This is a genomic window from Pseudomonas sp. SIMBA_041 (genome assembly GCF_046535095.1).
Lineage (GTDB): Bacteria > Pseudomonadota > Gammaproteobacteria > Pseudomonadales > Pseudomonadaceae > Aquipseudomonas > Aquipseudomonas mucoides.
Genome location: NZ_JAWRXJ010000005.1, coordinates 275,386 through 299,935 on the forward strand (window position 1 = coordinate 275,386; position 24,550 = coordinate 299,935).

Sequence of the window (24,550 nt, forward strand, 5' to 3'; positions counted from 1 at the left end):
TTGGGGTCAAGACTAGGGATCACCCTGGTATCGGTAAAATATTATTAAGCTGGCATTTGAGTATAAATAACTGAGGCAGAGCGCCCGAACCCGCCTGGGCAGCGGGTTTGGCGGGAGGTGTGTCGAATGGCTAGTGCGCTTTCCAGTGCCCGCCGCCCGATTCACAGTCAATCTTTGCCTGACTCAGGTGTTCGGCACTGTAGTAGTACGTCGTGACCTGCGCGTTATCGGGGATATTCAGCGAGGTGCTGTTTTTGTCCTTGCTGGTGGAGTGCGGGTTGGCCAACGATTCCTGGGTCAGTGTGGCAATGCAGGTGGCCTGGTAGTGATCGGCGCACTGCTCGACCTTTTTCTTGGTGCTGGTCAGCATGTCCTTGCTTTCGTTGCTGCACGACCAGTCGATGGCGTTGACGGGCATGCCGTCGTACTCATAGCAGCTATGGGATTCAACCACCGGCACGGAAGGGCTTTGGGAGCGGGTCAGGACGTCGCAGCTTTCAGCCATGGCCAGCGTGGGGCTGAGGCAGGCGAGCAGAAGCAGAAGTCGGGTGTTCATCGGGATTTCCTCTCCAATGGCGCCTGACTTCGTCGAAGTTCGGCGCTATAGGGTTTCGAAAACGCGATGGGCCGCAGGGTTCAATTCGATTGTTGATCCGCTGCAGCCATCAGGCCGGGGCCTTAATGCATCTTGCTGTGATCCATCGTGCCGAGTGCCCGCGCTTCGGCTTGCACTTCGATGGTTTCTTGCTCGCCCTTGGCGTTTTTCACGGTCAGGGTCAGCGGGACTTTATCGCCTTCCTTCACCTGGGCGGCCAGGTCAATCAGCATCACGTGGTAGCCGTGGGGATCCAAGGTCACAGGCTTGCCGGCCGGCAGCGCGACGGATTCGACCATGCCCATTTTCATCACATCGTCTTTCATGCTCATTTGGTGAATCTGTACCGTTTTTGCCACCGGGGACTGAACGCTTACCAGGGTGCTGTCGCTGTCAGCTTGCACGGTCATGAAGGCGCCGGTCGACGGTTGGCCGGCAACGGTCGCGCGGACCCAGGCGTCGTGGACTTCGGTTTGCGCCGACGCCTGGAACGCCAGGCCTATCAGCGACAGGCCCAGAGCCAGTTGTTTGATGCGTTTGAAGGATGTGGCAGTCATTAGCAGACCTCCATGACGGTGAGCAGGTCTTCTGCGCACTCTTGGGCGGTAAGGGACGCGGACAGGCCCAGGCGCAAGTTGCCCCGGGAGTCGAAGACGTAACTGGTCGCGGTGTGGGAGAGGGTGTAGCTGTCACCGTTCGGGACTTTTTCAAAGAACACGCCAAATTCCTTGGCGGTGGCGGCGGTTTCTTCCAGCGTGCCGTGCAGCGCCTCGAACGTCGGGTCGAAGGATTTGACGTATTTGTCGAGCATCTGCGGCGTGTCGCGTTCAGGGTCGAGGGTGATGAAGATCACCTGGAGCTTTTCGCCATCGCGGCCCATCAGTTTTTTCGCTTGGGCGGCGCGGGCCAGGGTGGTCGGGCACACGGCCGGGCATTGAGTGAAACCGAAGAAAATCATCGGCATCATCCCGCGATAGCTGGTCAGCATCCGGGTTTCGCCATCGACGTCCTTGAGCTTGAAGGTCCGGCCCATGATCTTGTCGCTGAGGTCCTTGCCGTACTTGAACGACAGTTTGCTGCTGTCATCACAACCGGCCAGCAGGCCGAGGCTCAACAGGCTCATGCCGCGCAGGACAGTGCGACGGGTATACAACGTACTCATGGGGGAAAATCCTGTGTAGCGACGTGAAATCTTGGGCGGCTGATGTATCAGACGAAAAATGCGCGTGGATATTAACAAACTGTAGTGGTCCGCTGGTCATTGTCGGACCGGCGCGGGTTGCGGTACAGAGACAGAACCTGCAGAAAACTACGGATCAGATACGATCCCTGTAGCCGCTGCCGAGCCTGCGTTCGGCAGCGGCTACAAGGTCGGCGTTGCAGCAGACACAATCTCCTCGCCGTTGCGTTACGGCTGCTAAGCTTCGACCTTGCAGCGTCCGAGCCTTCCCCGGCGGGAGCATTGCAGAGGTTCAAGGAGTACGACTTCAGTATCCATTCCACCTCAAAAGAGGTGGTGAGTGATTGTCGATAACCTGCACGGAGGCAGGCAATGGTAATCAAGCACGTTGGCCATTCGAGTGCCGAGGGTGTTCCCGAGCCACTTGATCGTGAAGAAATGGAGCGGGTGCTGGCGCAGTTGTTGGCCAGTCCGGTGTTTGCCAAGTCCAGGCGGATGGGCGATCTGCTGCGCTTCCTGGTCGATCATGACCTTCAACATCCGACCATTGCGCTCACTGAGCACGCCATCGGCCTGGCAGTGTTTCGCCGTGATCCGGCGATTTACTGCACTGGCGACGATCCGGTGGTGCGTGTGCAGGTGGGGCGATTGCGCCGCAAACTTGCGGCGCATTACGCCACCAGCGGTCAGCAAGACCCGGTACACCTGAGCCTTCCGGCTGGATGTTATCGCCTCGCCTATCAACGACTTCGGCCCAAGGCGATCGCGGCGCGCCACCCGGTGTTGCAGATTCAGCCGTTCACCTGCATCACCCGCGACGGCGACGACTTTGCCCGGGGCTTGTGTGAAGAGCTGAGTTGCAGGCTGTTCGAATCGTTCGAGCAGACACAAAGCCATGGCAATCACGTATTGATGAAGGTGCCACGCAGCAGCGTCAAAGCCTCGGACCTGATGCGGGCCGGGCGCGGCAATTACTCACTGGAGGGCAGTGTGCGGGTTGAGTCGACCCGGGTTCGGGCTTCGGTGCGCTTGATTGATGTCGCACAGGGGCGGATTCGCTGGTCAGAACAGTTTGATCGTAATCGACCTTACGGCATCGCCACGCAGGAGGATCTGGCGGAGTCGATTTGCCAATCGTTGACGGGGTATTTCGCCCGTGGCGGCAGTGACGCTTGAATAGACGGGGCAACCGCAAGGTTGCCCCGGTTGCAGGGCTTACACGACGGTCCAGCTGCCTCCGGAGTAGAGGCGGGTGGCATTGTTGTCGAACGTCAGGTCGATTTCGACGGATTGTGAGCGCGACGTGCTGAACATGGTGCTGGTCTGCACGTTCTGTTCGAACCACACCAATAGGGTTTCGATCGGGGTCAGCGCCGTAGAGCCGCGGACCACTGGGTTGGAGGCCACGTAGATCGGGGTGCTGACCTGCTTGCCATCGATGCCGGTGGACAATTGGCTGACGCCCGGGTGGATGTTGCCGTAATTGTTGATCAGGGTGATCGACGTGTCAGGGCCGCCGCTCGTCGCCGGGCCCATCAACCCCGAATTGTCGAGTATTGACTGTTGACCCAGACCAATCGTGACGATGTTGGTCGAGACTTCCACTTGCACGTTCGCCTGGAACGTATTGGAACCGAATAGCTGATACTGCGGGGTCCAGCTAAAGGTGTTGTTGCTCAGGTATTGGACATAGGACTGCCAGACCACATTGTAGGCTTCGTTACCGACCTTCTTGGCGAAACACAACTTGTAGCCTGATTGTTTCAGCGTGGTCAGGTCGCCGGCGGCGATCTGGATTTTGACCGACTTTTGAGTGGCCGCCAGCGTCGAAGTCAGGACCTTGGCGTAGTCAGTGCTTTTCAAGGCTGTTGGAGCGGCCAGCAGCGATTTGATGGCGGCCTGCACGTTGTCATGAAGTGTTTGTTGATGCTCGCTTACTGCAATGGATTTGCTCATGGTTTCCCTATTCCTTGGTGTGGTGTGTCGGGCAATCAATGGCTCATTGAGCACATCGACGGCTTCACTGTAGGCGGGCGGAGCGGGGCGGCGAAGTGTCTTGGCGTTACAGCCGGAGGGCTCATCAACACGGTTCCAGCCCGGCAGGTAACAGCGCGTGTAACGGCGGAGTATCAAGCGATAAAACAGCGGGGAGGCCTTTCGACCACCCCGCCGTGGCCTCAGTGCGCGGCTGCACTCACCGTTGCGTCAGCAAAGGTGAAGTTCCAGCTGGTGCGTTTGCCTTTGGCGACCTCGATCAGCTTGTTCTCGAACACCGTGTGATTGACCAGGCCGGTGTAGGTCATTTTTCGGCTGGCGTTGTCGCCGGTCACGTCAACCGGCGTGCCGTCGGACTCGAACATGGCCTTTTTCAGATCGGCTTCCGACGGGACGCTGCTCTGGTTTTTTTTCAACAATGACGAAACTCATGGTGTCACCTCTTCCGTGATGGGGGGATCGGCGGGCAGCCGGGCCGAACGTCCGTGCCTGCACACCGAAGGCACTACTCTATTGGCCGGCCAGGCCCCGCAGAAGTGACAACACGGTCGCTAAGGTAACAGCGTGGAGATCGTCGGAATCAGCCACGTAACAAGGGCGTATCACGGCACGCGTTTCTCCATGGTCGCCTTCAGCGCTTCCGTCACCAGCGCCGCCACAATCGGCTCTGACGTCGAACGCATTTCTCCACCGACGGTGGCTTGCTGGGCTTTGACCTTTTCCACGTATTGCGATGCGGGTCCATCGGCGACCAGCGATGACAGCTCTTCCTCGGAGAACGACTTCTCATAGGCCCGCGCCAGGTTCTCGTCCCATTCCGGCTGGTACTTGGGTAGCAACGCGGTGATTTCTTCGGAGACGATGCGGTTGGCGTCGTCAGCCCCCAGCTTCTCGGCAATCACCGACCAGGACACCGTTCCCTGCGCCGTCGACAGGGCGATGGCCGGGAGGTTGCTGCCCATGTGCGCTTTGGCGACCAGGGTGCGCGCTTCATTCAGGGCCGGGGTGTCCGCAGCGGCTGGATTTGAAAGTGTGAATAGCAGCGTTAATGCGAGGGCGGTAGTAGACATCCGATGCACGATTGGGCTCCGTGGTTGGTGAAACAGGGACATCAGAGCAGCGTAGACCAGGCCCATCGACCAACCATTGGTTTAATCAATAATCACCATCAAGGAATGCAAGTTCTGTTTTTTCGCCATGGGAGGAGGATAGCCACATACCGAATTCGCCTTTGAAGGAACCTGTGCGATGAGAATGTCTACCTTGCTGGCTTTTGTCGCCGTATTCACCGGCAGCGTCGCCGCCACCGTGCCGGCCTACGCGGCTGAGCCGGCTTGCCATTTCCCCCCTGTAGCCGACAGCACCGCCAGCCTGCAACATGCCCAATCAGTGGGCGTGCTCTACAGCGAAAACACCGTCAACACCCTTCAATACCTTGAGCAATACCATGCGGTGGCGGTGAACGGCGCGAAGAACCCGCAGCTGGATTCGCGCATCAGCAGCGCGTTCGTCAACAGCTCTGATCCGAAACTTGCGATCAACTGGCTCATGGGCTCGCTGCAAAAACAGTTCGGTTCGGTGACGGTCTACGACAACCTCGACGCACTGGTACAAGCCCACCCCGACGTGGTGGTGATGCTGGACACCTACAGCCGCCTGGTGTCCAAGCGCAATAATCAGGTCGAAGCGCGTTTCATGGCCAAGTTCTACGATGCGAACCTGCAGTACATCGGCCAGGCCGAAGGCTCACGCGCCCAACAAATGCCTTCGGTTTGGGTGCACGGCAAAGCGGCGCCGGACATTGCGGCGCAGATCGACCGGCAAACCGAATTGCAGGTGAATGCGCTGAAGCAGTTTGATGCTTCGCTGAAGGCGTTGGTGACCTCCGGCAACGTGGCGCAGGTGGCGAGTAACTAAACCTTGGCAGGTGTTCAGTTCAACTCTTTCAGGAAGGCCGACGCGGCAAACCCATCGATCAGGCCATCACCTTGAAGGTCGATACTCGACCATTCGGTGTTGGCCGGTTTGGCGATTACTTGCTGACCGGGCTTCAAGCTACTCACTACGCTGTACTCGGTTCCTGGGCCACCACGCAGCCTCAGACTGGTGCGCGCTATCACTTCGTGAGTGGCGGCAACCGGAGTTAGCGTATCGGTCGACGATTCGACCGCAAGCACGAACGCCCCGAAGTCGTCGGTGTGTTGGGGATTGATCAGGTTGAAGTCGAGGTCCAGGCCGCCCAGTTTCGCCGCCGGGGCTTTTTGCTGAATGTGATAGGCGCCATTCTTTATCGCCTCCTTCGTGCCACGAAACCCGGAAGACATCGCCAGCCAGATCAGTGAGCACAAGTTGCTTTTGGACAACGCGCTGGCGGTGGCGCCCGAGCCATAGACACCGACCCGATAAGCTGGCTGCCCGCCGGAAACCTCGTTGAACGCCCGCTGCACTCCCTGGAAATACGGGACGATGTTGCTGGTGATTTCGTTGGCGCTGGCATCAAAGTCGACGGAAAAATAGATGCCTGACCCGTCAGGTTGGCCGATGTCGTTGTGGGCATAGCGGTAGGCTCTGCGTCCTGCCTCATACCCTTTGATTTCGGAAAAGTCGTCGGCGTTGTTTTGTCGCTGTTGGAACACCACGGCGATGTTCATGCCTTGTGCACAAATTGATTGCGCCTCAATCAGCGTCAAGCACTTGTCAGGGAACGTTCTCGAGTTGCTGAAGTTGTAGTAACGAATAATGGTTCGTACATTTTCTTTCACCAGGTTGCGCAGTTTTGATGTGGTGTTGTAGGGGGTGTCGATAATGAACATGATAAGTTTCCTTTCGGCGATGGCGCACTTATACCGAGTGCGAGAGTCGATGGTTTTCGCTCAGGCATTAATAAGAGGCGCGTTTAGCGAGGCCGTCAACACACTTAAATATTTATACTTTCAAGGTGTAAGGGAATTGAATCAGCTGTTAAGTTGATGCAACAAGGTTTGATAAGTTTGTGAGAGGATTGAAGGTGTAATATGTTTTGTGCGTGTTGTTGTATTTATGCTTGCCGGGCTTTACAGCCCGGCAATGTGTTTGAAGTTATCGCGATCCGTTATAAACCCGATTAATCGCGCCGCGAACTGCGTCGCGCCACGCCGGCAACGCTGACCGGGGTGAGAGGGCGACCAACGACGGCTTCGGCCGGGGAAATGACACTGTGTACGCCGGGGATCGACAGGGTCTCACCGAGTTCTAGCGCGGCGCTCAGCACCAGGCCGCCGAGCAGCAACCCGCCTGTCTTTATCAAAAGGTTCATTTGGCGGGTCCTTTCACAAAGTTCTTCGGCAAATCATCGCCATTAGGAAGGTCCTTCAAGTCGATTTTCTTCGCATTCGTCGAGTTGTTGAAGGTGAAGTCGTCAGCCGCCACTTCACTGCCGGTCTTCCAGTCACTCAATCGAATGCTGAACTGCGGCCCACCCTCCACCCGTTTTGAGGTGATGACATAGCGGCAGGGGTAGGGGCGCTCACCTTGGGCGATCCAGATCTGCCAATCCACTTCCTTGGTTCTGAACGCCAGGTGATCGCACTCGACCCCACTGATGACGCCACTGCCCAGGTCTTTTATGTCGTTCACGCCCGTCATCAAGGACGCTTGAGGGTTGGACACGAACAGATCGGCGCCGGCTAAAGGTCGGTCGTATTTTTTCCTGAGTACATCAATCAAATTATCCAGGGTGCCGGGCACTTCCACTTGCGTATACGCGTTAACGTTTTTGCCAAACAGGGTCAGGGTTTTTCCGTCAAACAGTATTTCCATGTCGACAAATCCGCTGGCGCGAGTATTGCGTATCTTGTCTGGCCGGCTGATGACGGTTGTGCCGGAAGCGGACAGTGCAAGTTTCTGCTTCTCTTTGGTGGTGACTTCGTAGTCGGTGTCGTAATTGAACGATATGTTTTTTTGCGCTGACATATAGTCGGACATGCTCTTAAGCAAGTTTTTAGCGTACGCCTCATCGGCATGGGCCGTGATCGGACTGTTCAATCCGATGATTAATGCCAGACCGGCGCCAGTGATACGCAGTGTTGCGGATTCGATTAACTGTCGGGCGATCTTTTCCATGGAAGTTCACCGCTTGGAATTGCCGGGTTGCCCGGCCTGGACTTATAACGTTAGTCCCATCACCTACGTATTGAACGACCACTCATCCGGGCTGGTGTTTGAGCGATTAGCGCTCGATTATTCGGTCTATTGAATGACGGCGTTCAGCAAGCGACTCACGGCTTCTGCCTCGACCGCTCCTTCGGCGAAACCTTCGGCAAACACCGCGCAACTCGCGGTGTGGTCACCTTCACCGCAGCGATATACCGCGAGCACGCTGCCCGGTCCGCCGCCGGTGTGTCCGCTTAATACCCGCCCACCCTCGACCGCGCCTTGCATCAGGCCAAGCGCGTAACCCGGCGCAAGCCATGGACGCCCGGCTATCGGCCCGCCAAGCGTGCGAGCCGTCTGCATCTCGCGCAGCAACGCCGGCGGCAGCGTCTGGCCGGCCAGTAGACGATCGAGACAAACAGCGGCTTGATCCAGCGGGCCAACCAACAGCCCGTGATAAACCCAGCCCGGGTCGTACGATGGTGCGGTGCCCATGTTCACGCCCTGCAGATCGGCTGGCGTTTTGGCGAGGCGTACACCTGACAGACCGAGGGGTGAAAAAACCAGTCGGGTCAACGCTTCTTCCAGCGCAAGACCGCTCAGGCGTTCGATGAATTTCGCCACGTACAGGTAGCCAACGTTCGAATAGCGCCAGCCGTCACCGGGCGTGTAGCGCAACCGGGGCGCGTCGAGCCGGCGCAGCATTTCCTCGGCGGGCCACGGTGTTTCGTTGCTTGCGACGGCCGCGTGGTATTCCGCCAACTCTGCGTAATCCGCCAGCCCGGCTTCATGCCGCAACACTTGGCGCAAGGTAAACGGCCCTTCCGGCAGTGTCTCGTCCAGGTCGAACAGGCCATCACGCACCAGCGACAGCGCGGCGGCGCTGAGCACGGTCTTGGTGAAACTCCACCAAGGAACGATCGCCTGAGGGTCTGCAGGCATGGGCGTTGAACCGTTTGAGACAAGGGCAAAAAGCATGGGTAATGGCTGCTCTGGACGAAGGCACCGTGGGAGTTTGCCAGATACCTCATCAATCACCGCCTCGATTGTGTTTTTCCGGCGGCTTGGCTAATCTCGCATAAACACGCAAAAGCAGGCATAAACATGCAAGATCAGCACGCTGCATCCGAGCTCCCTTCCGTGCGCCGGCAGAAAATCCTCCTGATCCTTGAACGCGACGGCAAGGTCATGGCTTCGGAGTTGAGCCAGCATTTCGCCGTGTCCGAAGACACCATCCGCCGTGACCTGTCAGAGCTCGCCAGCGCAGGACTGGTGCAACGGGTGCATGGTGGGGCGTTGCCGCGACCGAAAGACACGGGCAAGGATTTCTTCACCCGGGTGGGTGAAACCGATGAGGTGAAAACGCGCCTGGCGCAACTCGCCGCGCGCCGGGTGCAGGATGGCCAGATTGTGCTGTTCGATTCAGGGAGCACCACGCTGCAGATCGCGCGGTCGCTGCCGGCGGCCATTGCCATCACGGCGATTACCGCGTCGCCGATGATCGCCATTGCGTTGGCCGACTACAAAGGCATCAAAGTGATCCTGGCCGGCGGGCAACTCAATCCCGCGACGATGTCGGCCAGCGGGCAGGAAACCCTGCGGCTGATCGAGGGGATCAAGGCTGACTTGCTGTTCACCGGGGTCTGCGCGATTCACCCGGACGTCGGCATCAGCTCGCTGCATTTTGATGAGGTGCCGGTGAAACAGGCGATGCTCAACAGCGCATCGCACGTGGTGGCCGTGACCATGGCGGACAAACTGGGGGCGGTGGAACCGTTCGTGGTTGCGCCGTGCAATCGCCTCCACACGCTGATCACTGAGCAACAGGTGGCGTCGGGCAACGTTGAGGATTATCAGCGGTTAGGTATTGAAGTGATTCAGGTCGATGCCTGAGCTCAACCATGACCCAGCGCAATCGCAAACGACACAACGATGAAGCAGGCAAAGGCAAAATTCAGGTTCATGAGGGTGTCGTCCGACTATCCGAGATGGCGACATCTTGAATAAGCCGGGGACAAATAAAAAATTCGTCTTCGTGATGTAAATGATCGAAGGAATTGATACCTAAACCAGGTACTTGTGAAACCACGTCACGGTGCGGTCCCACGCCAGTTTCGCGGCGGCTTCGTCGTATCGCGGCGTCGAGTCGTTATGGAAACCATGGTTGCAGCCCGGATAAATGTAAGCTTCATAGGTTTTGCCGGCGGCTTTCAGCGCCGCTTCATACGCCGGCCAACCGTCATTGATGCCCTTGTCCAGTTCACCGTAATGCAGCAATAGGGGCGCCTTGATCCTGGGCACGTCTTCAGTCTTTGGCTGGCGGCCATAAAAAGGCACGGCTGCCGCCAGTTCCGGATACGCCACGGCCGCTGCGTTGGCGATACCGCCGCCATAGCAGAAGCCGGTGATGCCGACTTTGCCGGTGGTGGTGTCGTTTTTCATCAGCCACTCGATGGCGGCGAAAAAGTCGTTCATGAGTTTTTCGGGATCAACCTTCGCCTGAAGCTCACGACCCTTGTCATCGTTGCCCGGATAGCCGCCCACCGAGCTCAAGCCGTCAGGGGCGAGGGCGATGAACCCGGCCTTGGCGACGCGTCGAGCGACGTCTTCGATGTAGGGATTGAGGCCACGGTTTTCATGCACGACCACCACCGCCGGGACTTTGCCGCTGGCCTTGGCCGGGCGCACCAGGTAGCCGCGCACATTGCCGTGGCCCTTGGGTGAGGGGTAGGTGATGTACTCGGGCAGGATGTCCGGGTCGGTGAATTCCACTTGTTCGGCGAGCGCGTAACGGGGGCTCAGTGAGGCGAGCAGTGCGCTGGCGGTCAAACCGCCCAAAGCGAACAACGCCGCGCGATCGAGAAACTCGCGGCGGTTGATCTTGCCGTGGACGTAGTAGTCATAGAGTTCGAGCAGTTCGGGGGCGAAATCTTTGGCGGTGAGACGTTCCATCGAGGCGCTTCCCGTTTAATCAGAATTTGAATCAGTAAAGCAGTGTTTGGCACACCACCCGGGCAATGCGCCCGGGCATGCACAATGAGGGTTAATGCCCACCCACCACCATATGACTGAACGGTGCCACATACGCCTGCAACGTCACCAGCCCGCCGACCAGAATCGCCAGCACAATCGAGTGGAAGAACACATACCGCAGAATTTCCCCCTCATGCCCGTACCAGCGTGTTGCCGTGGACGCGACCACAATCGACTGCGCGTCGACCATTTTGCCCATGACCCCGCCAGAGCTGTTCGCCGCCGCCATCAGCACCGGGCTGATCCCGAGCTGTTCGGACGTTACCCGTTGCAAGCCGCCGAACAACACGTTGGACGCGGTGTCCGAGCCGGTCAACGCCACGCCGAGCCAGCCGAGGAGGGTGCCGAACATCGGATAGAAAATGCCGGTCGCGGCGAAGGCCAGGCCCATGGTCGCGTCCAGTCCCGAGTAACGCGTGAGGTAACCCAAGGCCAACATCGCCGCGATGGTGATCAATGAGTAGCGCACCACCCACAGTGTTCGCAGGTATTGGCGAGCCAGTTGCGGGATCGAGTAGCCCATCAGCAGCCCGCCGAGGATGGCGGACAGCAAGATGCCGCTGCCGGTGGCGGTGAACCACGTGAACTTGTAGATCGCCTCTTCGGTTTTCGGTGCCGGCACCACCGGGGGCACCTTCTCGACTTGCAGGTGCAGGGTGGTGAAGGTCAGGGCCGGCGAGAAGATCGGGTTGGCTTCGCGCATTGGTTTGCCCTGCGGGTCGAGCTTGACCGACTGGGTCTGCGGATCGATCGCCGGGCGGGTATCGAACATGTTTTTGAAACCCTGGGTGCCCCAGGCGAAGACGAAGATCGTGAGGATGATCCACGGCATCCAGGCGCGCATCACCGCCGGTTTTGCATCGCCGGAGAAGGTCCCGCCGACCGCCGGTGGTTGCTCATGTTCGGCATCGATTTTCGAGTTGTCGACACGCCCGGTCAGGGCGGCCGAGGTGTGGACCGTGGCCGGTTTCCAGACCTTGAGGAAACCCGTGAGGCAGGCCATGGAAATCAGCGCGGCGATCACGTCCACGAGCATCGGGCCGTGGTAGTTGGACACAAGGAATTGCGGGACCGCGAAGCTGACGCCGGCCACGAGGATCGCCGGCCAGATCTCCAGCATTTTTCGCCAACCGGCGAACGCCCAGATCAACCAGAACGGTACGAGCACCGAGAAGAACGGCAGCTGCCGACCGACCATCATCGACAGCTCCATTTCATCCAGTCCGGTGACTTTGGCCAGGGTAATGATCGGTGTGCCCAGCGCGCCGAACGCCACTGGTGCGGTATTCGCGATCAAGGCCAGGCCCGAAGCGGCCAACGGCGAGAAGCCCAAGCCGATCAGAATCGCACCGGTCACCGCCACGGGCGTGCCGAAGCCGGCCGCGCCTTCAAAAAACGCACCGAAGCAGAAGGCGATCAGCAGCAGTTGCAGGCGTCGATCGTCGGTGATGCGCGCCAGGGAATCCTGCAGCACTTTGAACGAGCCGTTCTCGGTGGTCAGTCGGTGCAGGAAGATGATGTTGAGCACGATCCAGCCAATCGGCAGCAAGCCGTTGGCCGCCCCGAACAACGCCGCCGAGCCCGCCATGTTGGCCGGCATGCCGAAGGCAAAGATCGCGATCAGCAGGGCGGAGCCCAGTGCAAGCAGCGCCGCCATGTGCGCCTTGATGTGGAAAAACGCCAGGGAGGTCAGCATCACCACCACCGGCACGGCGGCCATGAGGGTTGAAATGACCGGGTTACCGAAGGGATCGTAGATTTGCTGCCAGACCATGTTCCACCTCTGCTTTTTATTGTGGGTAGCGCAGGCCCCGGGCGGGGTTGGTGAAATGCAGTATAGGTGGCATTACGCCGCTGTCTCGGCAGGTTCGTCACCATTGAAACGTGCCGTGGCCGGCGATGATTCCGGGCGAACTTCTACTACGCTCAGAGGGATGACTGACCCGATCCACTCACCACGCGGGGGAGACAGCAATGACTGAACGCCACGAGGAACACAAGGAGACGCTTTCCAACGGATGCTCGATCAAAGTCACAGCCGAGATACTGAAAGACGGCTCCCTGAAAATGCTCATCGGGGTGTACCGGCCGGACGGTTCGGTGATCGAAGAAAACCACCATCCGTCCCCGCACCTGCTGGACATGGAGGCGGCGATGGACTGGGCCATCGAGCAAGCCAAGACCGTCGGCAACAGTCAGCAAACGTTGTAAGAGCGGCTCGTCACCGCTCTGTTCATCATCCTTATTGCGTACCGAACATGGCCGTCCAGTAGATGCCTGCATCGCTTTTCGGATCGTTCGCGTAAGCCGCGCCGAGCTCACGGAACTGTGGGTTCATCAGGTTGGCGCAATGACCGGGGCTGGCCAGCCAGCCGTCGACCACTTTACGCACGGTGTCTTGCCCGGCGGCAATGTTCTCGCCGATCTGCTGAAAGTTGTAACCCGCCAGTTCCGCGCGATCCCCTGGCGTGCGGCCGTCGCGGTCCTTGTGATCAAAATAGTTGCCGTTGGCCATGGCCCGCGAGTTGGTTTCGGCGGCGGACGCGAGGGTGGCGTTCCAGGCCAGCGGCGTGGTCACGGCAAATGACTGGGCGCCGCACTGACGGGGTTTGCTGCGCGCGGCATTGAGCTCGACCAACAGCTTCTGGCCTTCGGCGGCGGCATCACCCAGGCGCGCGGTCAACAGCGGGCGGGCGAGCACGATGCGCCAGTCGTTGCCTTGGCGGCTGACGCCGATGTCGACGAATTTCAGGTTAAGCACCACCTGGCAGAAGCTTTCCTGTATCGCCATCATTGCCGATTGCGCATCACGCGGGCCGGTCAGGGATATCGCCTGCACATGGAGCATCGGGTACGACGCACGCACCATGGCCTGCTGCAAGTCGACCTGTCCGCTGGCCGGCAAAATCAGGCGCGGATCGCTGGTCAGTGGTGGCAACTCCGGCGAGACCTGACCGGCGCAACTCTGCGGCAGGCTGCGAAAGGCGTTGATCGAATCGGCCAGTTGCGATTCCTCGGACGCCATGGCCGTTGTGGCAAGCACCAGACCCAACGACAACCCCGACAAGCGCATAGCGGATGAAAAGACGTGCATGGAAACCCCCTTGGACGGACTGCGCCCATGATGCGCGAATTCCCCCCGTACAAGGCAATGGCTTTTTGCAGTTTGTTGCTGAGTAGTTGATATGATTTGGCTACTACCCTAATCCGACACCTTTCAGAGTGTTTGCACCATGCCCGCTAAATGCATCGCCGCGTTTCTCGCTCTGTGTCTACTTACCGGTCAGTCCATGGCGGACGATCAACAACAAAAAAAGGAGGTTGCGCAAGACAAGGCGCAGGTGCTTGAACAGAAGGCCGCCGAGAAGAGCAGTAATGTACCGGTGCCCAAGTCCGAGGCCATCACCCAGTCCGAAGTCCAGGCCGTCGACCCGGCCGGCACGGCGCCGTTGGACGACGCGATTACCTGCATGGCGCGCTCCATCTACTGGGAGGCCAAAGGCAAGGACACGGCCGATATGGAAGCGGTGGCCAACGTGGTGATGAACCGCCTCGGCCACGAGGGTTTTCCCGATACGGTGTGCGCAGTGGTCAAGCAAGGTTCCGAAACCAAGAGCTGCCAGTTCTCCTGGTGGTGCGACGGGAAATCGGACTCGGTCCAGGAAGAAACGCAATATGCGCTGGCCAAGGAAATCGCGCGCAAGGCGCTGAACAAGCAACTGCCGGATCGCACCGGCGGCGCGATGTATTTTCACGACAAGACGGTGAAACCGGTCTGGGCCAAGGAGTACATCAAAACAGCGAGCATCGGTTTGTTCGTGTTCTACAAGCCCCATGACGGGTCGGCGAAGTAGCTCGGCCGACCCAGAGGCTCACAGCACTTAAGCCTCGCGACCATGCGCTGCGGCGGCCAGTTGCCCGGTATCGACCCGGACAAACACTGAGTCGCCCACCGCCGTGAGCACGCCGTCGGCGTAGACCTCGCAGATGACGCGGGTCTTGCGCCCGACCTCGCCCTCAACCCTGGCGCGCAAGGTCAGCGTAACGCCCATCGGCGTCGGTTTGATGAACTTGATGCCCAGGTTGCCGGTGACGCAGTCGATGCGCGGCAGGGAGCCCGGCTCGCGGTTTTCGGCCCGGTAGTGATACGCCATGGCTGTCCAGTTCGAATGGCAATCCACCAACATTGCAATCAAGCCCCCGTACACCAGATCCGGCCAGCCACAGTATTTGGCCTCGGGCAGGTGCTCGGCGACGACGTGGACGCCGTCCTCGTGCCAGTGGCTCTTGACGTGCAATCCGTGAGGGTTGCGGCTGCCGCAGCCGTAGCACACGCCATCCGGTGCGGCGCGGTCCTGCATGGAGATATCGAGCATGGTGATCCCTTGTTGTGCCTTGAAGTCCGTCTGCGATTAAAGCGCTGGAACGAGGGGAAGTCCATTGCGCCATCCTGGTGCTTTTTTAACAGCGCACGCCGAGCGCCATCGGCTTTCCCGTATGGAAACCGGTGCTTTCAAATCAATGAGATAGCGCGGTGATGCAAGTCGGGCGCAAACGTGGCATGCACATTGCTCCTGTCACAGCGCACCTTTTTCGGTGCGAATGATCCGGGACGACCCGGAGGCCTCACGGCTGTGCGATATCTGGACGACCAGGTGACATTTTGACTAATCATCAGGAGGTTACTTATGGCGCCCACGCCCCGAATTACCCCTCATTCAGCCTTTGAAACCTTGCCCCTCGTCGACATCAGCGGGCTGTTTTCGAACCTCGCATCCGAACGCATAAACGCAGCGATTGCCTTGGGCGACGCCGCCTCGCAGGCCGGGTTTCTTTATGTGACCGGGCACGGTATCGACCCGCAGATCATCCATCGGCTCAAGCAACGGGCAGCGGAATATTTCGCCCAGTCGACCGAGCAGAAAATGCAGGACTACATCGGACTGTCGAGCAATCACAGCGGGTATGTGCCCGAAGGTGAGGAGCAATTTGTCGAAGGGGCTATCGACCACAAGGAAGCCTTCGACGTCGGCTTCGATTATGCGTCGGCGCTGGGGCGACGGCCGATGCTTGGGCCGAATCGCTGGCCGGTCTTGCCGGGTTTCAAGGACGACATCAAAGCCTACTACGACGCGGTGTTCAACCTCAGCCTCACCTTGTTTCGCGGCTTCGCACTGGCGCTGGGCCTGCCGGAAAACGCCATCAGCCAGCGGGTGAACAACCCGCCGAGCCAACTGCGCCTGATCCACTATCCCTTTTCGCCGAATGCCCCGGTGGATCGCCCCGGCATCGGCGCGCACACCGATTACGAATGCTTCACCATCCTGCTGCCGACTGCACCGGGCCTTGAAGTGTTGAACGGGGTCGGGCAGTGGATCGACGTGCCGGTGGTGGACGGTGCGTTTGTAATCAACATCGGCGACATGATGGAAGTGCTGAGCAACGGCCGCTACGTCGCCACCGCTCACCGGGTGCGCAAAGTCGCTCAGGAGCGCTACGCCTTCCCGATGTTTTGCGCCTGTGACTACGACACGGTGATCGAGCCCATCGCACAGTTGCTCGACCCGCAAACCCCCAGCCGTTATGGGCCACACGTCTGCGGCGATCACCTCTACGCGCAAACCCTGCAAACCTTCCGCTACCTCAAACAGCGACTGGCCGCCGGCGAGTTGAGCTTGCCCGACGGCGCCAAGGGTTTGTCTTCGTTTGGTCGCGTCGCCATGGCGGGGGAGGCTTGAGATGAATCTGCTGGATCTTGTTACCCAACATCCGCAACCCGCCGCTGATGGCGTACCGGACTGGATGCCCGGCTTCTACAAACGCCGCTCGATCAGTTTCGCTGACGGCCTGACTGATGTGGACACCCACGTCTGCTGGTTTCAAAGCCGCCACTTCACCATCGATCTGCGCCTGCCGCTGGAAAGCCAACAAGCGCCGGCCAGACCGCTGCTGGAATACAGTGCCGAAGAACTGCAGACCCTGGCCAATTACGAAGGCTGGGAAGCGTTGTGCTCATGGGAAGGCGACGTGTTGAGTTGGCACACCGACACCTCGTTTCAGTTGCATAACCGTTGGCCCGAGCCCGGTGTGCTCAAGCGCATCGGCAACTGCATGATCGAGTTTTCCCCCAGTGGGGCCTATGTCGAGGACTGGCGACTCCAGGTATCAAAGCCGGGTGCGTTGATCGGCTTGCGCTTGATTGAGGAACGAGAGGTGCTGAGCGGTTTTGTGCTGCACCGTGGCGGTGGTTTGATCGTCTGCGGTGAGCATGCGGCGTTGGTGCTCGGGCGGGCTGATCCGCTCGAATCCAGTCCTGAGGGCGAACCGCTGCGGGATCTGGTCGCCCGCCACGGTGAAGACCCGCAATGGCTCAAGCGTGCGTTCAACTTTGAGACATCGGTGGCCGAAGGTTCTCTCGAAACAGGCTACAAAGTGACGCTTTCCACTTGCGCCGGGCGTGTCGGTCAGCCGCTAATTTCACTGGAGGGTTTCGAGCGGCTGGCCGACGGCAAGCACGTCTCGCAATCAGTCGCCGTCGATGGCGTTGCCCGAGAACGCCTGTTCGTCATCGACACCCTGGAACCCGACGTCAGCTACACACAAACCACCGGATTCACCGCCAGCGCCGCGCAATGGTACGCACGTGAATCCCCGACCTTGAGCCGCTACACCCAGCCGCTCGTTTGACATCAACGCGTCACCCATTTCATAACCCGTGAGGTTTCCATGAAGGCATTCTCGTGCGTGTTTTACCGTTTCGCAGCGGTGTTGCTGGCCGTCTCCTGTCTCGCGTTCGGCGCTTCGGCGGCGGAGAAAAAGCAGGAGTTCAAGGTGGCGTGGTCGATCTATTCCGGCTGGATGCCCTGGGGTTACGCCAGTGAACACGGGATCATCGACAAGTGGGCGAAGAAGTACGGGATCAAGATCGAACTGGTGCAGCTCAACGACTACATTGAATCGATCAACCAATACGCGGCTGGCGCGTTCGACGCCTGCGGCATGACCAACATGGACGCCCTGACCATTCCGAGTGCCAATGGCGTGGACACCACCGGCCTGATCCTCGGCGACTATTCCAACGGCAACGATGCCATCGTGCTCAAACACGGCAAGACCTTCGCCGACATCAAGGGCCAACAGGTCAACCTGGTGGAGCTGTCGGTCTCCGACTACCTGATGTCCCGGGCCCTGGACATCCATGGCCTGTCGCAGCGGGACATCAAGATCATGAACACCTCGGACGCCGATGCCGTGGCGTCTTTCACCACCCCCGGCGTGACCGCAGCGGCGCTGTGGAACCCGCAACTGAGCATGGTGATGAAACAGTCACCAACGGCGGTGGAAGTGTTCACCTCCAAGGAAATCCCGGGCGAGATCATCGACATGATGGCCGTCAACACCGAGACCCTGAAGGCCAACCCGGAACTGGGCAAGGCACTGGTCGGTGCCTGGTTCGAAACGCTGCAGTTGATGTCTGGCGACAACGGCCAGGCCATCGCCGCACGCACCTCGATGGCTGAACGTTCGGGCACCGACCTCAAAGGCTACGAAGATCAACTGACGCAAACCATGCTGTTCTATACACCGGCCACGGCGTTCGAATTCGCCAATTCCGACGCGATCCGCCACACCATGGACAAGGTCCGCACCTTCTCCTTTGCCAAGGGCTTGCTGGGTCAGGCGGCGACCAGCGCCGATGCCGTGGGCATGCAATTCGCCGATGGCTCGACGTTGGGTGACAAGAACAATATCAAGCTGCGGTTTGATACGCAGTTTGTGAACATGGCGGTGGCCAATCAGCTGTGACCGTTCGGGGGGCGTTCGAAGGAACGTCCCCTTATTGGCGGTCAGAACTTGGCGTAGTTCAAGGCATCGACAATGGCTGAACCACCGATGCCGGTCAGCGACAGCAACAGCGCACGAATCAGCGGGTCTTCGGAATAGCGGGAGAATGATCCCGTGTTGAGCGTGGCGATGCGGTCGCGGATCATCTGGAATTTTTCGTAGTAGCCCGGCTTTTTGGGGGTCTCCAGTAGATAGGCATCGATACGCAGCAATGCCAGCGTACGAGCCTTTTCGGCCGCCCGACGCAGCGACAGTGCGGACGCGAGCAGGATCAGCGTGGTCAGCAGGAATGAAATGACCACGCTGGGAGGCGTCGGCCAGTTGTCGAACAGGCTGCTGCGCGACGCCAGCAGAATCAACATGACCACCGTCGGCGCATAGATCAGGCGGCTGACCGCTGATGTGCGCTTGGCGATCAACTGCAAGTCCACCCATTCATCGATGCAGGGATGCCTGAGAACGCCGAAAATCTTCCCGTGTTCCTGCTGCAGCTTTTCGGGCCAGATCGCATGGTGATTGCTCAGATGCCGTATGAACCGGGTCAGTAGCAGATTGGCGTCCACGACCCAGAACACCAGCACCTGGAAAGCCAGGGTCGGGATCAGCCAAACGAACATCCACCAACTCGACTGACCGCGCACCGGAACCTGTTCCATTGGCCAGATCACAAACAAGACGCTGGTGACCACGATGAACACCCAGGTCGCGAGCAAGGCGCGCAAGAGGCGGGCACCGAACGCTCCGCAGATGCAGTGCTCTCCCCAGAAGCGCGCAATGGAAATCATATTTCGTTCGTCGTCGCAGTTGGCCTGGACCGTTGTGCACGTCTTTGACCAGTTGTCATTGGTACTGACCAACGGGAAAAAAATCAGCAACAGGAAATGCCCAAACTCATTGCACCAACGACGAAAGCTCCAGCGCCTGCCTTTGTGAAAAAAGTGCAGTACCTGGCGGCACAAACCCAATCGGTATCTGCGCATGTAGGCGTGCAACTGGTAGGCGCTTTCTATCTCGGCCCTGTTGATGCGCAGGTTGCGCCAGCCCCATGCCAGTGCCGAAAGGCAGATCAGCACGGCGGCGACGCGCAGCGCTACCGTCGGCCAGGCACTGATGCCTTCAAACAGGAACATCGGCTCGCCGAGCCCATTGTTCGTCAAGGTGCTGCGCATTTGGTACGCCAGCATCAACGCGAGCACGAACCCCACGAGAGGGACGACGATGTACCACGTTGGCGAATCGTACACGCCGCTGCTGGCGCTGGCCGTTGCGTTATTTTCCAGTGTCTGCTGGTCGAGGTGACGGGTCCAGTTCGAGGTAATGATGCCCAGCAGGATCAGCACGAACGTGAACCAGAGAAACTCGGCATGCCAGAAGCGGGTGGCGATAAATGCGCAGGCTGCCGCGATCATATAAAGCGTCATGGGCACGCCGCGTACCCAGTCAAGCTTCGTCTCGTGGGCCATTTTTGGCCCCGACACCCATCGCCAGGCAATGAACCCGCCAAGTAGCAGAAGGGTAAACGTCAACGGCCCAGCCCAGAAAAATGCTTGGGTTCTTTTGAATTCTTCGCGCATGGATTGAGAAGCATCAGGGTAGGGCGGTGGCGATGGATCCTGCAGGCAGTTCAAAGACATCAGATCGTGAGGACGTATGTCTTGATCCGAAACGGTCAGCAGGGTCGCTGCCTCGCAACTCGTCGGGCGTTCATGGATTACCGGGCTGGCCAGCGGGATGAAGCCGCTGATACCCACCTCATACATACCGGGCGAGAGCAGGTTCGATTTCGAATAGTGAAATTTCGCAAACTTGGCGTCGAAGGGTTGTGGTGCCAATGCCGCCAGCACGGACACGAAAACCGAACTTTGCAGACTGTCGCGAAACGGCGGCACGTCTTGTTGCAGGGCGCGCGTCAGCGTCAGCCCATAAGGCGCCGCCAGAATCAGGTTGCGGGTGGTTTCGGCCTGACCTCGTTGCAACATGCGCGCGTCGAGGTCGGTGGAAAAATACAGCTTGTATGGCATCCGGCTCTTGAGCGCCTGCAATACCAGGAGTTTGTCGTAGGTATCGACACCTAATATGCCGATGGCGCCGATGCCTGGTTCGCCGTTTTGTCGATAGACCGCGTCCTCGCGCGCGATGTGGTCGGCAAGGCGTCGCAGGTAGTCGAACTGGGAGTTTCCGTCGGCTTTCTCCAGTGGGCTGAGGTCAATTTTGTTGGCGTCCTTGCTGTTTTTGCCGGCATCGCTGCTGGCGGTTTTGTCATTGCTCGCGGCTTCCTCGGGGAGGCGTCCGTCCAGTCCCCGTAGATAGCTGTAACGTAAAACCCACTTGTCGACTGCTGTCTTGTCGTCGCGTTCGTTCAGGTCGGCCTTGTCGACCACCCAGGCCTTGAAACTTTCGATCAGCGCGCGACTGTAAAAGCTGTCCCATTCGGAAATCAGTGCGATTCGGTCTGGCGGCAGCGGCCAACTGTTCTTTACGCAGAGTTGTCCGTTTCGCTGCCGCTTGTCTTTGCTGCAATGCAGGCTGGTGGCCGGATCGACATTGCGCAGTTTCAGTTCCTCCAGTGTCAGTTGCGCCATGGTGCCGTCGTCGCTGACGGTGCGCAGCAACTTCATGGGTTGTTTGTTCTTTATTGGCGGCTCGGGAACATTGAGGTGGTTTTTCAGTGTCAAGTTGTCCGCAGTGGCCAGGGGCGAGTAGATCTCGACATTGGATGTTGCCCGGGCGTTGGCTTCATCCTGATACATGCCACGCAAGATGGTTGAAGTGGCGGGGCCGATGACTTTGAGCACCGTACGATCGTCAGGCACGCCGGTGCAGGCCAATGGGTAACTGTTTTCGACCGTGCTGCACGCCAGGCTTTGACGCAACTTCTCCAGTTGCTCCAATGGCCGTGGACCCAGTGCGTCCTGCTTGAGCCAGAACACGATGGTGTGGTCGGCGGGTTCGGGGGCGCCTTCAAGAGGTTTGGGTGGATCGAATGGATTGGAAACAAATATTTCATACGGCACATCGATGAAGCGTTGGTCCGGCGAAGGATCAACCGAGAGATCGGCGGCCAGTCTCAAACAATGGATGTACTGCTCCTGGTCCGGCACCCGGTGGGAGTTTTTGAACCCGGCAAGCAGGGCATAGCGAGTGCGCCGCCGGCGCTCGACCTCGTCGGCGTAAGGGCCGCCTTCCACCAACGACACCATGATGTCGGGCGGGGTGGAAGTTCCGGGCGGCGAGGAAGCCCTGGGCGTGCACAATTGCGCGGCATCCGGACTCTTGATGTCGTCAAGTTTCTTGCGATAGCGCTCCAGTGCATCAAACGGGTCTTGCCATAACCGCGCCTCAATGGGCAGTTGCGCCTGAAACTGCGCACCGATGGGCCGCGGCTCGAGGAACGGTTCGCGAGTCAGTGCAAACGTCGATACGACCAGACTGAGGATGACCGCACTACCCGGTAGCCAAAACGCCAGATTAGTGCCTGAGTCCTTATTAATGTCCATGGCCTTTCCCTCGAATGGCCGACAGCAACACGTTAGTTATAGACCCGATTGGCAAGTTGGATTTTGAACATGAGTTAGTTTCTGTAGTTGAAACTATTGTTGCGACGGAAAGTTGTAACGCGGTTAATACACTAGTGTGAAATAGACAAAGTTGAAGTATTCGATCCGCTGATCGCCGAATTCTTGCCCCCACGCTAACTGGCGTAGAGTGATGGCTTGAAATCATCTATGCCGCTTTTAAGGTCAAAGGGATCAACCGCCCATGCACCACATCGGACTCATCGTCTACCCCGGCTTCCAGGTCCTCGGCCTCGCCATGTGCGCCACCTTCGAACTGGCCAATAACACCGCCGAAGAGCCGGTGTACAGCCTTTCCCTGCTGTCCGAGCACGGCGGCACGGTGCAGACCTCCGCCGGATTCGGCGTGGAAACCCAGGCATTCGATCAACGGGCGTTCGATACGCTGCTGGTGATGGGCGACAACCTGATCCGGCCCACGTCGCCAGGCATGGTGGCGTTTTTGCGCCGTGCCAGCGAATCCACCCGGCGGCTGGGGTCGATTTGCACCGGTGCGATTGCGCTGGCCGAGGCGGGTTTGCTCGATGGGCGGCGAGCGACCACACACTGGTGTCATGCGCCGGCCTTGCAACGGGCGTTTCCAAAGGTACTGGTCGAAGAGGACCGCATCTTCATCAACGACGGCAACCTCTGGACTGCCGCCGGCATGAGCGCCTGTGTCGACCTGGCGTTGGCGCTGGTGGAAAAAGACCTTGGCGCCCAGGTGGCGCGCACGGTGGCTCGGCAGTTGGTGGTGTATCACCGCCGCGCGGGTGGGCAATCGCAGTTCTCAGTGATGCTGGAATTGGAGCCGAAGACCGATCGCATTCAGGCGGCGTTGACCTACGCCAAACAGCACCTGAAATCCGCGTTGTCGGTGGAAGAGTTGGCGGGCGCTGCGAATTTGAGCCCTCGGCAATTCAGTCGAGTATTCCATGCGGAAACCGGTCAATCGCCCGCCAAAGCCATCGAAAACCTTCGCGTGGAAGCCGCACGGTTGATGATGGAAACCGGTCGGCATGCCATCGATGTGGTCGCCACCGAGACCGGTTTTGGTGACCGGGAGCGTATGCGTCGGGCCTTTATCCGCGCCTTCGGCCAACCACCGCAGGTGATCCAGCGGGCGAATCGGGTGATGACCTGAAAAGTGGAGTATTCGACATTTAAGACAAAATATGATTACCGTAATCTGGATCTCGTTGAAGCCCATTCCCTCAGTGAGATCACCGCCATGACCATCGTCAAAGCCGCTGCCGTCCAAATCGCACCTGTGCTCTACAGCCGTGAAGGCACCGTAGAGAAGGTCGTCAACAAAATTCGCGAACTCGGCGAGAAGGGCGTGCAGTTCGCCGTCTTCCCGGAAACCATCGTGCCGTACTACCCATACTTTTCCTTTGTGCAGTCGCCATTCGACATGGGCTCCGAGCACTACAAGTTGCTCGATCAGGCTGTTGTCGTGCCGTCGGCAACCACCGATGCAATCGGCAAAGCGGCCAAAGACGCCAACATGGTCGTGTCCATCGGCGTCAATGAGCGCGATGGCAGCACCCTGTACAACACGCAGTTGCTGTTTGATGCCGACGGCACGCTGATTCAGGCGCGTCGCAAGATTTCGCCGACCTATCACGAACGCATGATCTGGGGCATGGGCGATGGCTCCGGCCTGCGTGCCATCGACAGCGCTGTTGGCCGTATCGGTCAACTGGCCTGCTGGGAACATTACAACCCGCTGGCCCGGTATGCCCTGATCGAAGACGGCGAACAGATCCACGCCTCGATGTACCCCGGCTCGTTCGCCGGTGAGCGGTTCACCCGACAGATGGAAGTCAGCATCCGCATGCATGCCCTGGAATCGGCGTGCTTTGTGGTCAACTCGACGGCGTGGTTATACCCGGAACAGCAAGCACAAATCATGGCCGACACCGGTTGCGAGATCGGCCCGATCTCCGGCGGTTGCTACACCGCGATCATCGACCCACAAGGTGAAGTCATCGGCGCGCTGACTGAAGGCGAAGGCGAGGTCATCGCTGACATCGACCTGTTCCAGATCGAGATTCGTAAACGTCAAATGGATGGCCGCGGTCACTACAGCCGTCCGGAAATCCTCAGCCTGAACATCGACCGCACACCGCACCGCCATGTGCATGAGCGCAATGCCCAGCCGACACGGGCGGTCACCGGTCAACCGGAAGCGGTGTGATCGGGTAAACGCGAAGT

Annotated in this window: 25 protein-coding genes; 10 read left to right on the top strand and 15 right to left on the bottom strand. The window is 59.0% G+C overall.

Features of this window, described 5'->3' with window-relative positions:
• Positions 1–130 precede the first annotated feature (130 nt).
• From SB725_RS13950 to SB725_RS13960, 3 genes are all read right to left on the bottom strand, one after another.
• Positions 131–556, bottom strand: coding sequence for a hypothetical protein (locus tag SB725_RS13950; RefSeq protein WP_027925292.1), 426 nt, complete (start codon positions 554–556; stop codon positions 131–133).
• A 122-nt stretch (positions 557–678) separates the two neighbouring features.
• On the bottom strand, positions 679–1,152 hold the full coding sequence (locus SB725_RS13955; protein WP_410921959.1) for a copper chaperone PCu(A)C: 474 nt from the start codon (positions 1,150–1,152) through the stop codon (positions 679–681).
• Entirely contained in the window at positions 1,152–1,757 is a 606-nt protein-coding gene (locus tag SB725_RS13960; RefSeq protein ID WP_027925294.1) for an SCO family protein, read from the bottom strand. Before SB725_RS13960 ends, SB725_RS13955 begins: the two co-directional genes overlap by 1 nt.
• 390 nt (positions 1,758–2,147) lie before the next feature.
• On the opposite strand from SB725_RS13960, the gene SB725_RS13965 reads away from it, so the two are divergent.
• The gene (locus SB725_RS13965) at positions 2,148–2,951 is read left to right on the top strand and encodes a hypothetical protein (RefSeq protein ID WP_410921960.1); all 804 of its coding nucleotides are present in this window, start codon (positions 2,148–2,150) and stop codon (positions 2,949–2,951) included.
• A gap of 39 nt (positions 2,952–2,990) precedes the next feature.
• Here the strand turns inward: SB725_RS13965 and SB725_RS13970 are convergent, their stop codons facing one another.
• The 3 genes from SB725_RS13970 to SB725_RS13980 form a co-directional block, all read right to left on the bottom strand.
• On the bottom strand, positions 2,991–3,731 hold the full coding sequence (locus SB725_RS13970) for a hypothetical protein (protein WP_410921961.1): 741 nt from the start codon (positions 3,729–3,731) through the stop codon (positions 2,991–2,993).
• A 221-nt stretch (positions 3,732–3,952) separates the two neighbouring features.
• The gene (locus SB725_RS13975) at positions 3,953–4,189 is read right to left on the bottom strand and encodes a hypothetical protein (protein WP_410921962.1); all 237 of its coding nucleotides are present in this window, start codon (positions 4,187–4,189) and stop codon (positions 3,953–3,955) included.
• 183 nt (positions 4,190–4,372) lie between these two features.
• Positions 4,373–4,840 (bottom strand): hypothetical protein, encoded by a 468-nt coding sequence (locus tag SB725_RS13980; protein WP_155953744.1) that lies wholly within the window; start codon positions 4,838–4,840, stop codon positions 4,373–4,375.
• Between the two features lie 178 nt (positions 4,841–5,018).
• Between SB725_RS13980 and SB725_RS13985 the strand changes: the two genes are divergently transcribed.
• Positions 5,019–5,687 (top strand): hypothetical protein, encoded by a 669-nt coding sequence (locus SB725_RS13985; protein ID WP_027925298.1) that lies wholly within the window; start codon positions 5,019–5,021, stop codon positions 5,685–5,687.
• Between the two features lie 14 nt (positions 5,688–5,701).
• Here SB725_RS13985 and SB725_RS13990 read toward each other — a convergent pair whose 3' ends face one another.
• The 4 genes from SB725_RS13990 to SB725_RS14005 form a co-directional block, all read right to left on the bottom strand.
• Positions 5,702–6,583, bottom strand: a complete 882-nt coding sequence (locus SB725_RS13990) for a glycoside hydrolase domain-containing protein (RefSeq protein ID WP_027925299.1) — start codon at positions 6,581–6,583, stop codon at positions 5,702–5,704.
• Positions 6,584–6,873: 290 nt separating this feature from the next.
• The gene (locus tag SB725_RS13995) at positions 6,874–7,065 is read right to left on the bottom strand and encodes a hypothetical protein (RefSeq protein WP_027925300.1); all 192 of its coding nucleotides are present in this window, start codon (positions 7,063–7,065) and stop codon (positions 6,874–6,876) included.
• Positions 7,062–7,871 carry a DUF2092 domain-containing protein gene (locus SB725_RS14000; protein ID WP_027925301.1) on the bottom strand — a complete coding sequence of 270 codons (810 nt, stop codon included), beginning with the start codon at positions 7,869–7,871 and terminating at the stop codon, positions 7,062–7,064. The genes SB725_RS13995 and SB725_RS14000 overlap by 4 nt, the downstream gene beginning before the upstream one ends.
• A gap of 126 nt (positions 7,872–7,997) precedes the next feature.
• Positions 7,998–8,879 carry a serine hydrolase domain-containing protein gene (locus SB725_RS14005; RefSeq protein ID WP_410921963.1) on the bottom strand — a complete coding sequence of 294 codons (882 nt, stop codon included), beginning with the start codon at positions 8,877–8,879 and terminating at the stop codon, positions 7,998–8,000.
• 126 nt (positions 8,880–9,005) lie between these two features.
• On the opposite strand from SB725_RS14005, the gene SB725_RS14010 reads away from it, so the two are divergent.
• On the top strand, positions 9,006–9,794 hold the full coding sequence (locus SB725_RS14010; protein ID WP_410921964.1) for a DeoR/GlpR family DNA-binding transcription regulator: 789 nt from the start codon (positions 9,006–9,008) through the stop codon (positions 9,792–9,794).
• Between the two features lie 171 nt (positions 9,795–9,965).
• Here SB725_RS14010 and yghX read toward each other — a convergent pair whose 3' ends face one another.
• Together yghX and SB725_RS14020 are read right to left on the bottom strand one after the other, a co-directional pair.
• Positions 9,966–10,853 (bottom strand): YghX family hydrolase, encoded by an 888-nt coding sequence (yghX, locus tag SB725_RS14015; RefSeq protein ID WP_410921965.1) that lies wholly within the window; start codon positions 10,851–10,853, stop codon positions 9,966–9,968.
• Between the two features lie 91 nt (positions 10,854–10,944).
• Complete coding sequence (locus tag SB725_RS14020) at positions 10,945–12,708, bottom strand: L-lactate permease (protein WP_027925305.1); 1,764 nt, start codon at positions 12,706–12,708, stop codon at positions 10,945–10,947.
• 200 nt (positions 12,709–12,908) lie between these two features.
• Here SB725_RS14020 and SB725_RS14025 point away from each other — a divergent pair, with 200 nt between their 5' ends.
• The gene (locus SB725_RS14025) at positions 12,909–13,145 is read left to right on the top strand and encodes a hypothetical protein (RefSeq protein WP_027925306.1); all 237 of its coding nucleotides are present in this window, start codon (positions 12,909–12,911) and stop codon (positions 13,143–13,145) included.
• A gap of 31 nt (positions 13,146–13,176) precedes the next feature.
• Here SB725_RS14025 and SB725_RS14030 read toward each other — a convergent pair whose 3' ends face one another.
• Complete coding sequence (locus tag SB725_RS14030) at positions 13,177–14,028, bottom strand: CAP domain-containing protein (protein ID WP_410921966.1); 852 nt, start codon at positions 14,026–14,028, stop codon at positions 13,177–13,179.
• A 139-nt stretch (positions 14,029–14,167) separates the two neighbouring features.
• On the opposite strand from SB725_RS14030, the gene SB725_RS14035 reads away from it, so the two are divergent.
• Positions 14,168–14,788 (top strand): cell wall hydrolase, encoded by a 621-nt coding sequence (locus tag SB725_RS14035; RefSeq protein WP_027925308.1) that lies wholly within the window; start codon positions 14,168–14,170, stop codon positions 14,786–14,788.
• Between the two features lie 27 nt (positions 14,789–14,815).
• Here SB725_RS14035 and SB725_RS14040 read toward each other — a convergent pair whose 3' ends face one another.
• Positions 14,816–15,310: a PaaI family thioesterase gene (locus SB725_RS14040; RefSeq protein ID WP_027925309.1), complete on the bottom strand. Its 495-nt coding sequence runs from the start codon at positions 15,308–15,310 to the stop codon at positions 14,816–14,818.
• Positions 15,311–15,622: 312 nt separating this feature from the next.
• Between SB725_RS14040 and SB725_RS14045 the strand changes: the two genes are divergently transcribed.
• The 3 genes from SB725_RS14045 to SB725_RS14055 are packed head-to-tail and all read left to right on the top strand — an operon-like array spanning position 15,623 to position 18,740.
• Positions 15,623–16,672, top strand: coding sequence for an isopenicillin N synthase family dioxygenase (locus SB725_RS14045; protein WP_410921967.1), 1,050 nt, complete (start codon positions 15,623–15,625; stop codon positions 16,670–16,672).
• 1 nt (position 16,673) lies between these two features.
• On the top strand, positions 16,674–17,621 hold the full coding sequence (locus SB725_RS14050) for a hypothetical protein (protein ID WP_410921969.1): 948 nt from the start codon (positions 16,674–16,676) through the stop codon (positions 17,619–17,621).
• A gap of 39 nt (positions 17,622–17,660) precedes the next feature.
• Complete coding sequence (locus tag SB725_RS14055; RefSeq protein ID WP_410921970.1) at positions 17,661–18,740, top strand: putative urea ABC transporter substrate-binding protein; 1,080 nt, start codon at positions 17,661–17,663, stop codon at positions 18,738–18,740.
• A 41-nt stretch (positions 18,741–18,781) separates the two neighbouring features.
• Here the strand turns inward: SB725_RS14055 and SB725_RS14060 are convergent, their stop codons facing one another.
• A complete protein-coding gene (locus SB725_RS14060) occupies positions 18,782–22,276 on the bottom strand; it encodes a hypothetical protein (protein ID WP_410921971.1) in 3,495 nt (1,164 codons plus the stop codon).
• Positions 22,277–22,538: 262 nt separating this feature from the next.
• Here SB725_RS14060 and SB725_RS14065 point away from each other — a divergent pair, with 262 nt between their 5' ends.
• Positions 22,539–23,477, top strand: coding sequence for a GlxA family transcriptional regulator (locus SB725_RS14065; RefSeq protein WP_410921973.1), 939 nt, complete (start codon positions 22,539–22,541; stop codon positions 23,475–23,477).
• An 87-nt stretch (positions 23,478–23,564) separates the two neighbouring features.
• Positions 23,565–24,533 carry a nitrilase-related carbon-nitrogen hydrolase gene (locus SB725_RS14070; RefSeq protein ID WP_194939656.1) on the top strand — a complete coding sequence of 323 codons (969 nt, stop codon included), beginning with the start codon at positions 23,565–23,567 and terminating at the stop codon, positions 24,531–24,533.
• Positions 24,534–24,550: the final 17 nt, after the last annotated feature.